A 13,386-nucleotide genomic window follows, 5' to 3' on the forward strand; every position below is an offset into this window, starting at 1 on the left:
CAATCCGAATTAGATTGTGATCGGTTTCTCGTAATAGTCGCGGAAGAGATCGCGCGGGCTTGCATCCGGCCAACCGAGCGCATAGGCCGAAGTAGCTTGGATATCAAGCTCTAAATACGGATCTGCTTGCTGTGAACGGGCAGCGCTGTTTAAGATGGGGAGCTTAGCCGTCTTGCGCATTCGTTTAAGAATTTCTTGCCCTCGAGGGCTGTATCCGAGTATTCTTATGTACTGGACACCTTTGCGCAGCCGCTCCGGTGCTAGAAGCTCCTTCGAATGCCCGAGCAGCACGGAGAGCAGCGCGCGCTGAAGCTTCGTACGGGTGTAGCGTTTCGTTTTAAGTTTGTCGAGCAACGGTTCGAAGGCAAGTGTATCGAGCGTAGGGAGTGTCTTCTTCAGCCGATATTCCAAGCCTTCAGTCATTTCGTGATAGCTGCCAAGGGTGTCTGCCGACTCGCTGGCGAGCTTATGAAACAGCTGTGTCGTATATTGCTCCCAGCTGTTACGCCCTCTGCCGGTCGCATGATCGCGCAAGAGCAGCTCAAGCGTGGAACGAGGCACGAAAGGCGCTGCGCCTTCAGGGGAGGCAGCTTCGAGCGTGAGCTTGCGAATGGCCGTTGCACTCGCGATTTGCGCATCCGTAATCGTCGTCTGCGAGTAGCCGGCCTTCTCGCGCTTCAAAGAGAAGGGCTCGATTGCGCTGCCAAGCCGCTCGAGCGCAAGCAAATAATGCAGGCCCAGCGTATTGTTCGGCTGGGCGAGCGGGAAGGCAGCCGCTTCAGCGTCACCGGCCGCTTCCATATACAAGCGAACAGCTTCGCTGTAGGCTGCGGGGTAGCTGGCGCCGCTCCGCAGGCAATCCGCCATGAGCGCGCTGAAGGCCGCTGGCTCATGCGCGAGCAGCCGAGCAACCCGGCGCAGCGGATCGATCTCGCCGGCCTCGCTGCCGAAGCAGAGCGCGTCTACGACGCCTGTCGCTTCAAGGAGCGCGACAGCGCCGTAGCCGAACCATTCCGCCGCCTGCGTAGAATAGGCGACAGGCAGCTCGATGACGACGTCGCAGCCTCCGCGCAGCGCCATCTCGGTGCGCGTCCATTTATTGAGCAGCGCGGGTTCGCCGCGCTGCAGGAAGTGGCCGCTCATGACGGCGATGACGGCGTCGCTTTCCGTTATTTTGAGCGATTGCTGCAAATGATAGTGATGACCGTTATGAAATGGGTTATACTCGACAATGAGCCCGACGGTTCGCATGTATTTAAGCCTCCAAAAGGGGATAGGGTATTTTTTCACTATATCACGGCGTGAAAATGTTGACAAAACGATTCAATAGTCGATATAATAAACTTTGTTTGTTTGGAGTGATGGTATGGAGATTTATGTCCGAGAATTAATAGCCAAAGGATTGAAAGTTCCCACTCAGTCAAGCTTAAACACGGATTGGCTGCTGCAAGTTCGTAAAGACGTATTACATGCAGACCCAATGAACGTCAACATGACGGCGTGGGGCGAAGATGGTATTGCTCATGTGGAGGGCGAACTGTCCGTTGATGTCGATCTTGCATGCTCGCGGTGTTTGGAGTCGACGAAAGAACATGTTGTCGTTCCATTTCACGAGCGTTTCAAGCCGAAAGCCGCTTTAAACGGATCTGAGGAAGAAGAAATCATTCCGGTGGAGGAGGACAAGCTTGAGTTTGAGCCATTTCTTGAAGAAATGCTGATGCTCGCTTTGCCTTTCGTACCGCTTTGTGAAGAGGACTGCAAAGGACTTTGCCACACATGCGGCACCAACTTAAATGAGACAAATTGCGGATGCCAAAAGGACGATATCGATCCCAGACTAGCCGCGTTGAAAGATTTGTTTAAGTCGGAACAATAGAGGATTCCTTGGAAACCGCTATTGTTTCAAGGATCAAAAGGAGAGTATTCTATTCCATTTGATCCGGGAGTACGGAATTCTGTTAAGGAGGTGGGAAACATGGCAGTACCACAACGTAGAACATCTAAAACACGTCGTGACAAACGTCGTACGCACTTCAAACTCGCGGTGCCGGGTATGATTAAATGCGATCAATGCGGAGAGTTGAAATTGGCTCACCGGGTATGCAAAGTGTGCGGAACTTACAAATCAAGAGAGATCATCAAACAATAGTTTAAAGCGTAGCAATAGTACTTCATCCCGTGATGAGGTGCTATTTTTTTGCCCGAAAGTGCGGTTGAACATTGCGCTCGGCAGCTTTCTTTACTATACTATTAGTACCTGGTTATAATAGCTGATTGTAATCAGTGTGCTCAAACATGGTGTATGATAATCAGCCGAGGTACATACTTAGAACATTAGGCAAAGGTGGTGCGGACCATCGAACGTCTTCCGAAAAGACAAAGGCATCAGCTGCTGACTGGACTTATTGAAGATAATCCGTTCATAACGGATCAGGAGCTGACACGTCAGTTGAAAGTAAGCATCCAAACGGTGCGGCTTGACCGGCTGGAGCTTGGCATACCTGAACTGCGGGAGAGAATGAAGCTGATGGCGGAGCGTTCGTATGACGCCGTCCGATCACTGCCGCTGCATGAGGTAATCGGGGATATAGTGGATTTGCAGCTGGACAACAGCGGTATTTCTATTTTTGAAATTAAGGAAGAGCATGTATTTTCAAGAACCGGCATCGCTCGCGGTCATCATGTCTTTGCACAAGCGAATTCACTCGCGGTAGCGGTGATTAACGATGAAATTGCTTTAACGGCAACAGCTGACATAAGATTCGTACGATCCGTGAAGCTTGGCGAGAAATGCATCGCTAAAGCTTACGTTCGTTCCGGCGGCCGCAGCAAAGCAAAGGTTGAGGTTTGCTCGTACGTAGGTGACGAATTGGTGTTCCAAGGCCATTTTGTCATCTATCGTTCCGCAGGCGCAGGCGAACCGGGTATCGAAGGAGGAATGGACGGTGCGGATCGCAATTGACGCGATGGGGGGCGACCACGCTCCTTCTCTGATTGTGCAGGGAGCGTTGGAAGCAGCACTTGAATGGCCGTCAGTACACTTGATTCTAGTTGGTGATACGGCTCAGATTGAAACGCATCTGGGCTCCAAGCGGCCCTCAAACATTGAGATTTTACACGCGGAGGATGTAATCGGTCCTGATGATGAACCGGTTAAAGCCGTTCGCCGGAAGAAAAATTCGTCGATGGTTATGGCCGGACAGCTCGTGCGTGAAGGCAAAGCGGAAGCGATGCTCTCAGCCGGGAATACCGGTGCGCTGATGACGACAGGACTGCTGGTAGTCGGACGCATGGAAGGCATTGAGCGTCCCGCGCTCGTTACGATGCTGCCGACTATGGATGATAAAGGCGTTCTTGCGCTTGATCTTGGCGCGAATATGGATGCTAAACCGGAGCATTTGCTGCAGTATGCCATTATGGGCAGCATCTACCGCAGCAAGATGAACGGCATGGATAAACCTCGCGTCGGTCTGCTCAATGTAGGGACAGAGGCGATGAAAGGCAATGAGCTTACGAAAGCGGCATATGAGCTGCTGGAGACGGCACCGATTCATTTTATCGGGAATGTCGAAGCGCGCGATGTTCTTCTGCGTAATTGCGATGTGCTGATCTGCGACGGGTTTGCCGGTAATATCATGCTCAAGGCAATGGAAGGTACGGCAGGCACATTATTCAAAACGATGCGTGATGTGTTCACCAGCTCGCTGTTATCCAAACTTGCGGCAGCGATCGTACAGCCGAAGCTCAGAGCGCTTCGCAACAAAATGGATTATAAGGAACACGGCGGTGCGCCGCTTCTCGGTGTGAACGGTCTGGTCGTTAAATGTCACGGCTCCTCGGATGTGAAGGCGGTTAAGAACGCTGTGCGTCAAGCGAAATTAGCAATCGAGAGCAATTTAATATCATCTATCGCAGCGGAAATCAGCAGGAAGTGAGTGGGACTATGCAGCTACATCCCGTAGGCATTATCGGTACAGGCAAGTATGTGCCGGAACGCATTTTGACGAATAAAGATTTGGAACAAATGGTGGAAACCAATGACGAATGGATCGTAACGCGGACCGGTATGCGTGAGCGCCGTATTGCTGCTCCGGATCAAGCGACATCAGACTTGGCGCTGCAAGCTTCCAAGAAGGCGCTCGAAGCAGCAGGCATTTCGGCAGAAGAGCTGGACTTGATCATCGTAGCGACCATTACGCCGGATATGTTCTTCCCTTCAACGGCTTGTCTGCTGCAAGAGAAGCTCGGTGCTAAGAAAGCAGCGGCCTTTGATTTATCGGCGGCATGCTCCGGTTTCATCTATGGCCTGGCTACAGCTTCAAATATGATTGCAACGGGTATGTACAAGCATGTTCTGGTCGTTGGAGCGGAATGTCTATCCCGAATTACGGATTACACGGACCGGAATACATGCATTTTGTTCGGTGACGGTGCAGGTGCAGTTGTTCTCGGTCAAGTGGCTGAAGGCCGCGGCTTCCGTTCATTCGAGCTTGGCGCTGATGGCGCCGGCGGCGAATTGCTGAAAGTATGTGCAGGCGGTTCCCGTACTCCATCTTCAGCGGAGAGCATCGAGAACAAACAGCATTATATTTATATGGCCGGTAATGAGGTCTATAAATTTGCGGTACGGATCATGGGCAACGCAGCTGAAGAGGCGCTTCGCAAAGCAGGCCTCGACAAAAGCAAAATTGACCTGCTTATTCCGCATCAAGCGAACATCCGTATCATTCAATCGGCCCTCAACCGTCTGGATTTGTCGGAAGAGAAATGCATGATCAATTTGGATAAGTACGGCAACGTGTCGGCGGCATCGATTCCGATTGCACTTGCTGAGGCGGTTGAACAGAACCGTGTGAAGGAAGGCGATCACCTCGTGCTGGTCGGCTTCGGAGGCGGCTTAACTTGGGGCGCTTCGGTGCTGGTTTGGTAATTCGGCAACGCCATTATATATGCATAATAAGATTCATTGAAAAGCACGGAGGTGCAGTGAAGCTTGGGTAAAATCGCATTTGTTTTTCCCGGTCAGGGGGCGCAGGCCGTCGGCATGGGAAAAGACGTATATGAAGCATTCGAAGCATCGAAAACGGTCATTGACGCTGCGGACGAAGCGCTCGGCTTTAAATTGAGCGATATTATTTTCAACGGTCCCGAAGAGCAATTGAAACAAACCGCAAACACGCAGCCGGCGCTGCTGGCAGTAAGCATCGCTCTGCTGGAAGCGTTGGAAGACCGCGGCTTGAAGCCTGACTTCGTTGCAGGCCACAGCTTAGGCGAATACAGCGCACTCGTTGCAGCCGGCACATTGTCTTACCAAGACGCAGTGCGTACTGTACGCGCTCGCGGCGAGTTCATGGAACAAGCCGTGCCAAGCGGTCAAGGCGCAATGGCTGCCGTATTAGGCGCAGAACGTGAAGCTCTTGCAGCACTTTGTGCAGCTGTATCTTCCGATGTTGGCGCAGTGGAGCTGGCTAACGTCAACTGCCCCGGCCAAATCGTAGTCTCCGGCACAGCCGCTGGGGTACAGGGCGTAGTCGAACGCGGCAAAGAAGCTGGCGCGAAACGCGTCATTCCGCTGGAAGTAAGCGGACCGTTCCACTCCTCGCTAATGAAACCAGCAGCCGAACGCCTTGAAGGCACGCTGGCAGCTATTTCGCTTAGCGATGCTTCAGTACCTGTCATTGCCAATGTAACGGCGCAGCCGGTAACAAACGCAGACGAAATCCGCAAACTCCTGGCAGAGCAAGTTTACTCGCCGGTGCTATGGGAAGACAGCGTACGCTATTTGATCGAGCAAGGTGTCGACACCTTCGTCGAAATCGGATCAGGCTCCGTACTAGCCGGCCTAATCAAGAAAATCGACAAAACCGTCAACATCATCTCGATCAACAGCCTAGACTCGCTCAAAGCAGCCGTACTTTAATAAGCCGCTTGCATCTTTTGATTTGATCATCGGGTTTGGCCTTGGGGGTTTGGTCGGTCTAATTCGCCAATCAGGCGAACAGCCCTGTGGTACCGCAGGTGCCATGCCCCTGACCTGTCGGCGAAGATGAAGTCGCCGACCGATTAAGCAAGCCGCAGGCGCAGGCTGACAACGCCCGCACCAAATGTAAAGCGTGTCCCGCAAAAGGGACGAAAGCGAGCATAAGCACGAACCTCCACCCACGCGACTCTGAAGCAGTCCACGTTACCATGTGTCCCGAAAGGGACAACAGGTAGCTAAACGGCGCCAAATGAGAAGCGTGTCCCGAATGGGACGAAAGCGAGGATCTGCACGTACAACTCACGCGAGCGGTACTCTGTAACTCCTACGTTACCTCATTCCGGGTGTACAGAGGGTCGGAGACCCTTTGGGGTCCCCCTTCCAGGGGGATTTAGGGGGTCATTATAACGTTGAAAGTAGGTGTCCCACTTTGACCTTTGCAGATCTCTCAGGCAAAATCGCCCTGGTAACAGGAGCATCCCGCGGAATCGGCCGTTCCATTGCAATCGCACTGGCAGAAGCCGGCGCGGATGTGGCGATCAACTATTCCGGCAGCGAAGCAGCCGCGGCAGAAACAGCTGAAACGATTTCTGCGCTAGGCCGCCGTACGCTGGTGCTGAAAGCAAACGTTGGCAAAACCGACGAGTTCGACGGCATGGTGAAACAAGTCGTGGAAACTTTCGGCGCCATCGATATTTTGGTGAATAACGCTGGCATTACGCGCGACAATCTCATTATGCGGATGAAGGAAGAGGAGTTCGACCAAGTCATCGAAACGAACCTCAAAGGCGTGTTCAATGGCATTAAAGCCGTAACTCGTCAAATGATGAAGCAGCGTTCCGGCCGCATCATCAATATTTCGTCCGTTGTTGGTGTTCTGGGCAATCCGGGGCAGGCTAACTATGTGGCTGCGAAAGCAGGCGTAATCGGTCTCACGAAAGCATCAGCTCGCGAGCTGGCTTCCCGTGGAATCACGGTTAACTGTGTCGCACCGGGCTTTATTCAAACCGATATGACCGACAAATTGCCGCAAGAAATGCGTGAGAAGCTTGCTGCGGACATTCCGCTTGCAAGGCTTGGAGATCCGAAGGATATTGCTGCCGCGGTTCGTTTCCTTGCGTCTAACGCAGCCGGATACATGACTGGACAGACCATTCATGTGGACGGCGGCATGTACATGTAATCATGGCGAAACGTCCGTAGCAACGCCGCTGGGACATGGTCGGTATGGCAATTTGTCCGCAATTCTCGTATAATACCATGGAGGAGGTGAACCGGATGTCCGATGTATTTGATCGTGTAAAGCGCATCGTTGTCGACCGCCTTGGCGTTGACGAGTCGGAGGTGTCTCTTGAGGCTTCTTTCAAAGAAGATCTTGGAGCTGACTCTCTTGATGTCGTTGAACTTGTCATGGAGCTGGAAGATGAATTCGATATGGAAATCTCTGATGAAGATGCAGAGAAAATTACCAGTGTGGGAGAAGTAGTGAACTACATATCTTCTCTGGCTAAGTAATACAAATGATTAGTCCCGTTGTTACAGGCGGGACTTCTCTCCATATCCGTGTGCCTTGCCATAATAACAGCTGTAAGCGCATTAGCGTTTTTATAGATAGATTAACCAATTGGGTTTCCCATCAGAGGTGAATAGGTATGAAACAGAGAGTAGTCGTTACGGGCATGGGGGTTATGACTTCGCTCGGTTCCGATTTGAATACGTTTTGGGGTAATTTAATGGAAGGGAAATCAGGCGTCTCGTTAGTGGAAGCTTTCGACGTTTCTGAATATCCGACAAGAATTGCCGCAGAAATCAAGAACTTCAATCCCGAAGATTATCAAATTGATAAAAAAGAAGCGCGTCGTATGGACCGTTTCGTGCAATTCGCAGTTGTTGCGAGCACACTGGCTGTAAAGGATGCCGCACTGAACATCGGTGAAGAAGTGGATGCAGAGCGCGTAGGCGTTATGATCGGCTCGGGTATCGGCGGTTTGGGTACTTGGGAAGACCAGCATAATATTTTGCTGGAGAAGGGTCCTAAGCGCGTTAGCCCATTCTTCATTCCGATGATGATTGCGAACATGGCTTCCGGCCAAGTTTCCATGATTACAGGAGCGAAAGGTCCGAACAGCACAGCGGTTACGGCTTGTGCAACCGGAACGCACTCCATTGGTGATTCCTACAAAATGATTCAACGCGGCGACGCCGATGTCATGATTTGCGGCGGCGCAGAGGCGACAATTCGTCCGACAGGTATGGCGGGCTTCTGCTCCCTGCGTGCAATGTCGACAAGAAACGACGAGCCGACCAAGGCTTCCCGTCCTTTCGACGTGGACCGCGACGGATTCGTCATGGGCGAAGGCTCGGGTGTGTTGATTCTGGAATCGCTTGAACATGCACAGAAGCGCGGCGCTCGCATTTATGCGGAAATCGTCGGCTATGGCATGAGCGGCGACGCTTATCATATGACAGAGCCGGATCCGGATGGAGCAGCTCGTTGTATGGTGAAAGCTCTTCGCGACGGTGGAATCGAGCCGTCCCAAATCGATTATATTAACGCACACGGCACATCAACTCCGGTTGGTGACAAGTCCGAAACAACGGCCATCAAGAAAACGTTCGGTGAGCATGCCTACAAGCTGGCAGTAAGCTCCACGAAGTCGATGACCGGGCATTTGCTTGGCGCAGCCGGCGGCGTGGAAGCCGTTATTCTGGGACTTTCCCTGCAGAACGGCGTAATTCCTCCGACGATTAACCTTGAGAATCAAGATCCGGAATGTGATCTCGATTATGTGCCGAATACTCCGCGTAAAGCCGATCTGACTTATGCATTGTCCAATTCCTTCGGGTTCGGCGGTCATAACGCAACGATCGTGATGAGAAAATATGAAGCATGATAAGTTCGAAGAGCTGCAGCAGCGTCTGCAGCTCCATTTTCGTACCATCCGACTTCTTAGACAAGCATTTACACATACCTCTTATGTAAACGAACACCGTCAAACGGCAATGGAGCACAATGAGCGGCTGGAGTTCCTCGGCGATGCGATTTTACAGTTAACCGTTTCCGAGTTTCTGTACAAGACATTTCCGGAACGGCCTGAAGGTCAGCTAACTCGTATGCGAGCTTCAATTGTATGTGAGCCATCGCTTGCACGGTTTGCGGATTTGCTGGATTTAGGCTCTCATGTTCTTCTTGGACGCGGTGAGGAGCAGTTAGGCGGACGTCAACGTCCTGCGCTGCTTGCAGATTTGTTCGAAGCATTCGTAGGCGCGATTTATTTGGATCAGGGCTTGGATGCGGTTCGTGCGTTCCTGACTGGACATATGTTTCCGCATATCGACAGCGACGGCGGCTTGCTGGTGAAGGATTTCAAATCGAACCTGCAGGAGAAAGCACAGCATGCCGGGATGGGCACGATCGAATATCGCATTGTGGAAGAGCGCGGTCCGGCGCATGACCGAGAGTTCATTGTTGAAGTCTATATCGGGGATACCAGTTACGGTTCCGGTACAGGCAGAACGAAGAAGGAAGCCGAACAGCAGGCAGCCGCAGAAGCATGGCGAAAGCTGGTATAGCATCGATGTGAAACAAAATTCTGGTCGCCACTGGTAACCGGGATTTTTTGCATTTACAGGGCAAGGCAGGTGCATACTTGGAAACGCCTTCCTCTATCAGGCGCTAAAGACCTGCAATAAGCGGGATTTCGGGCATTTTCGACGTTTTTCGACCTGACCTTTTGGAACAGTTATGGTACAATAATCGTTGAGGTGAAGGTAAGCGATGTTCCTGAAAAGGATTGAATTAGCAGGGTTTAAGTCGTTTGCCGACAAGACGGAAATGGAATTCGTCCGCGGTATCACGGCGGTCGTTGGCCCCAACGGCAGTGGTAAGAGCAATATTAGCGACAGTATTCGCTGGGTATTAGGGGAACAAAGCGCGAAGAGTCTTCGCGGCGGCAAGATGGAGGACATTATTTTCGCAGGAAGCGATGCGCGTAAAGCGGTCAATTTCGGCGAAGTATCGTTGACGCTGGATAATTCCGATGGCGCCCTTCCTCTTGATTTTAACGAAGTAACGGTCACGCGCCGTGTACATCGCAGCGGTGACAGCGAATATTTGATTAATAAGCAGTCATGCCGACTGAAAGATATTACTGAACTGTTTATGGATACGGGGATAGGTAAAGAGGCTTATTCCATTATCGGACAAGGCCGTATTGAAGAAATTCTAAGTACGCGCTCCGAGGATCGACGGGGAATCTTCGAAGAAGCTTCCGGTATCGTCAAATATAAATCGCGTAAGCGCGAAGCCCAGAAGAAGCTGGAGGAAACGGAAACGAACCTGCTGCGGATTCACGATTTGGTCACAGAGCTTGAGGATCAGGTTGAGCCGCTGCGCGTGCAATCCGAGAAAGCCAAGCAATTCAAGCTGCTGCGTGAACAGCTGAAGCAAACCGAAATTTCGATGTATGTACATAACATTGAAACCGTTCATCATTCATGGAGCGATTCCAATACGCGAATGGGCAAGCTGCAAGAAGAGCAATTGTCCTTGTCTACAGTGGTCAGCAAGCATGATGCGGTACTGGAGAAAGATCGGTTCAAGCTTCGCGAGCTGGAGGAAGCTCTTGATCGTTTGCACGAATCGATGCTGCAATACAGCGAAGAGTATGAGAAATGCGAAGGCTATGGTGAAGTTCTCAAAGAACGGAAACGCAACCTGGAGCAAAATCGTACACAGCTGGAGGCAACGATTGCTGCGCAAAACGAGCGGATCGGTGCGTTAACGAAGGAAGAAGCGGAGTTCCGCGGCAAAGCGGCCTCGCTGGAGAATGATTTGAATACGCTTCGCTTCAAGCTTTCCGAAGAAGAAGCACAGCTGCTTGGTACGTCGGCCTCCGCTTCCGGAGATGCTGAGGAATCACTCAAAGGCGAGCTGCTGGATGTGTTGAGCACGATGGCACAGCTGCGTAACGAGATCCGTTATGCGCACCAGCAGGAAGAAGCGCTTCAGCGCAGAATGGAACGGCTTGGCGATGAGCATTCCAAGTGGCAGGAGCAGCATGAGCGTGTCAGCGCCAGACGAATGGAGCTTAAGCAGCGACTGGAAGCTACGCTGGCTGAGATCAATAAAGTGCGGAATCGCTACATTACCGAAGCGGAGCATCTCCAGAACGGACAGAAGCTGCTTGAAGAAGCACAATCCGCTGTTCGCAAATGGGAGCAGAAGCTTGAGGCGCTTACGTCAAGACGCGATACGATGAAGGAAATGCAGGATGACTTGGACGGCTTCATGCAGGGCGTCAAAGAAATTCTGAAAGCTTCGCGTCGTACAAGCGGCGGCGTTGAAGGTGTACATGGCGCGGTTGCAGAGCTGATTCGCGTTCCTGAGAAAGTGGAGCTTGCGATTGAGACTGCGCTTGGCGGAGCACTCCAGCATGTCGTGATGAATGACGAACGCAGCGCTCGCGCAGCCATTGCTTTCTTGAAGCAGCGTCAACTGGGACGTGCAACGTTCTTGCCGCTTGATGTAATCCGCGGACGTAATATTCAGGAGCATGATAAGCGCACGATCGCGGGTATGGATGGTTTCGTAGGCGTGGCCGCAGAACTGATCTCATGTGATGCGAAGTACGCTCATATCGTTGAGAATTTGCTTGGCAACGTGCTCATTTCCGAAACGTTGGAGCATGCCAACCGGATCGCGGCGAAATGCCAATATCGGTTCCGTGTCGTGACGCTTGAAGGGGATGTCGTTAACGCCGGCGGTTCCATGACAGGGGGAAGCATCCAGAAGAAAGGTGCCAACCTGCTGGGAAGACAGCGTCAAATCGAACAATTGGACGAAGAGATTCGTTCCACTGATTTGCAGCTCGTTAAACTTCGCGACAAAATCAGCGATTTGCGCAAGGAGCAATCCATCCGTAATCAGAACGTGGATGATTTGCGGGAGCAGGGCGAGAAGCAGCGGATCGAGGAGCAGCATATCCGTGCAGAGCTTCAGCAGCTGGATAATGAGAAGCGCCACCTGGATGACCAAGCGCAGCTGTTCCAAGCCGACAGCGCGGGTCATAAGTCCGAGCAGCAGCAGATCAGCGAATCCGCGAAGGATGCAGTGACGCGCCTTGAAGTGTTGACGAAGGAAGAGGCTCGCTTGCAGGAAGAGATTCGAAACGCGGAAGATCGCCGGAAAGCCGGTGAATCGGCGAAGGAGCAGCTGCAGGATCAACTGACGGATTTGAAGATCGCGCTCGCAAAGACGGATCAGGAGAAAATGTCGTTCGAGGATCAAGCGTCACGTGTTCGATCGGATATCGGACGTGCCAAGCAGGAGCTCGCCGGGCTTCGTGAAATGCTGCAGCGCCAGGAGGAAGAGGCAGAGCAGCATCTTACGGAAAGTGTGAAGCAGGTCGAGCAACTGAACGCATTGAAGCTCAAGAAGGACGGCTGCTCCGAGCAGACGGACCTCAAACGTGCACAGCGTGCAGAGCTTACTCGTGATCTGGAGCTGGGCGAGAGTGAAACGAAGGAGCAGCGTGCTCAGCTTCGCAGCATTGAGGATCAACTGCGCCAGATCGAGATTGCTGCGAATCGTCTCGATGTCGAGCTGGACAACCTGCTTCGCAAGCTGAGCGAGGAATATGAACTCAGCTATGAGCTTGCGAAAGAGCGTTACCCTGTTCCTGAAGATGTGCTGGCTGCACAGAATGAGGTTCGTGATCTCAAGCGCCGGATCTCAAGCTTAGGCGAAGTGAGCCTTGGTGCGATTGATGAGTACGAGCGCGTGAAAGAACGGTACACCTTCTTGGATGATCAGAAGAACGACCTTATCGAAGCCAAAACAACGCTCTATCAAGTTATCCGCGAGATGGATGAAGAGATGAGCAAACGATTCCGTACCACGTTCGAAGCCATTCGCGGCCATTTCGTAGTCGTCTTCTCGAAGCTGTTTGGCGGCGGACGCGCGGATCTCATAATGGTCGATCCGGATCGGGTGCTCGACAGCGGTATCGATATCGTTGCTCAACCTCCGGGCAAGAAATTGCAGAATTTGCAGCTTCTCTCCGGCGGCGAGCGTGCGTTAACGGCGATTGCTTTGCTCTTCGCAATCCTGCAAGTGAAGCCCGTTCCGTTCTGCGTGCTCGATGAGGTTGAAGCAGCGCTTGATGAAGCGAACGTTGCGCGTTTTGCACAATACTTACGCGAGTTCTCGCAATTGACGCAATTTATCGTCGTTACCCACCGGAAAGGGACGATGGAAGAAGCAGACGTCCTTTACGGGGTAACAATGGAAGAGGGCGGCGTTTCGAAGCTGGTATCGGTACGACTCGAGGATGAGGACGAAGCATACTCCGCATAAAAAAGAATCAAATTCACGTATACACACGTACTATGAGAAGCCGGAGCTT

At 52.1% G+C, this 13,386-nt stretch carries 13 protein-coding genes; 11 read left to right on the plus strand and 2 right to left on the minus strand.

The window, feature by feature from the left end:
• Positions 1 to 9: 9 nt before the first annotated feature.
• Positions 10 to 1,251, minus strand: coding sequence for a nucleotidyltransferase (locus tag AC50Y3_RS12195; protein WP_494819001.1), 1,242 nt, complete (start codon positions 1,249 to 1,251; stop codon positions 10 to 12).
• A gap of 115 nt (positions 1,252 to 1,366) precedes the next feature.
• Between AC50Y3_RS12195 and AC50Y3_RS12200 the strand changes: the two genes are divergently transcribed.
• From AC50Y3_RS12200 to fabD, 6 genes are all read left to right on the plus strand, one after another.
• Positions 1,367 to 1,876, plus strand: coding sequence for a YceD family protein (locus tag AC50Y3_RS12200; protein ID WP_494819002.1), 510 nt, complete (start codon positions 1,367 to 1,369; stop codon positions 1,874 to 1,876).
• Positions 1,877 to 1,975: 99 nt separating this feature from the next.
• A complete protein-coding gene (rpmF, locus tag AC50Y3_RS12205; protein WP_090976607.1) occupies positions 1,976 to 2,149 on the plus strand; it encodes a 50S ribosomal protein L32 in 174 nt (57 codons plus the stop codon).
• Positions 2,150 to 2,344: 195 nt separating this feature from the next.
• Positions 2,345 to 2,962: a transcription factor FapR gene (gene fapR / locus AC50Y3_RS12210; protein ID WP_494819003.1), complete on the plus strand. Its 618-nt coding sequence runs from the start codon at positions 2,345 to 2,347 to the stop codon at positions 2,960 to 2,962.
• Positions 2,946 to 3,935 carry a phosphate acyltransferase PlsX gene (gene plsX, locus AC50Y3_RS12215; RefSeq protein ID WP_494819004.1) on the plus strand — a complete coding sequence of 330 codons (990 nt, stop codon included), beginning with the start codon at positions 2,946 to 2,948 and terminating at the stop codon, positions 3,933 to 3,935. Before fapR ends, plsX begins: the two co-directional genes overlap by 17 nt.
• 8 nt (positions 3,936 to 3,943) lie before the next feature.
• Positions 3,944 to 4,930: a beta-ketoacyl-ACP synthase III gene (locus AC50Y3_RS12220; protein ID WP_494819005.1), complete on the plus strand. Its 987-nt coding sequence runs from the start codon at positions 3,944 to 3,946 to the stop codon at positions 4,928 to 4,930.
• A gap of 63 nt (positions 4,931 to 4,993) precedes the next feature.
• Positions 4,994 to 5,920, plus strand: coding sequence for an ACP S-malonyltransferase (fabD, locus tag AC50Y3_RS12225; RefSeq protein WP_494819006.1), 927 nt, complete (start codon positions 4,994 to 4,996; stop codon positions 5,918 to 5,920).
• Positions 5,921 to 5,990: 70 nt separating this feature from the next.
• Here the strand turns inward: fabD and AC50Y3_RS12230 are convergent, their stop codons facing one another.
• A complete protein-coding gene (locus tag AC50Y3_RS12230; protein WP_494819007.1) occupies positions 5,991 to 6,143 on the minus strand; it encodes a hypothetical protein in 153 nt (50 codons plus the stop codon).
• A gap of 267 nt (positions 6,144 to 6,410) precedes the next feature.
• On the opposite strand from AC50Y3_RS12230, the gene fabG reads away from it, so the two are divergent.
• From fabG to smc, 5 genes are all read left to right on the plus strand, one after another.
• The gene (gene fabG / locus AC50Y3_RS12235; protein WP_494819008.1) at positions 6,411 to 7,163 is read left to right on the plus strand and encodes a 3-oxoacyl-[acyl-carrier-protein] reductase; all 753 of its coding nucleotides are present in this window, start codon (positions 6,411 to 6,413) and stop codon (positions 7,161 to 7,163) included.
• A 95-nt stretch (positions 7,164 to 7,258) separates the two neighbouring features.
• The gene (acpP, locus tag AC50Y3_RS12240) at positions 7,259 to 7,495 is read left to right on the plus strand and encodes an acyl carrier protein (protein WP_091218839.1); all 237 of its coding nucleotides are present in this window, start codon (positions 7,259 to 7,261) and stop codon (positions 7,493 to 7,495) included.
• 137 nt (positions 7,496 to 7,632) lie between these two features.
• Positions 7,633 to 8,874 (plus strand): beta-ketoacyl-ACP synthase II, encoded by a 1,242-nt coding sequence (gene fabF, locus AC50Y3_RS12245; RefSeq protein ID WP_091218836.1) that lies wholly within the window; start codon positions 7,633 to 7,635, stop codon positions 8,872 to 8,874.
• Positions 8,864 to 9,553: a ribonuclease III gene (gene rnc / locus AC50Y3_RS12250; RefSeq protein WP_494819009.1), complete on the plus strand. Its 690-nt coding sequence runs from the start codon at positions 8,864 to 8,866 to the stop codon at positions 9,551 to 9,553. The genes fabF and rnc overlap by 11 nt, the downstream gene beginning before the upstream one ends.
• Positions 9,554 to 9,758: 205 nt before the next feature.
• Positions 9,759 to 13,337, plus strand: coding sequence for a chromosome segregation protein SMC (smc, locus tag AC50Y3_RS12255; protein ID WP_494819010.1), 3,579 nt, complete (start codon positions 9,759 to 9,761; stop codon positions 13,335 to 13,337).
• Positions 13,338 to 13,386: the final 49 nt, after the last annotated feature.

It is taken from the genome of Paenibacillus sp. J22R98 (genome assembly GCF_059383835.1).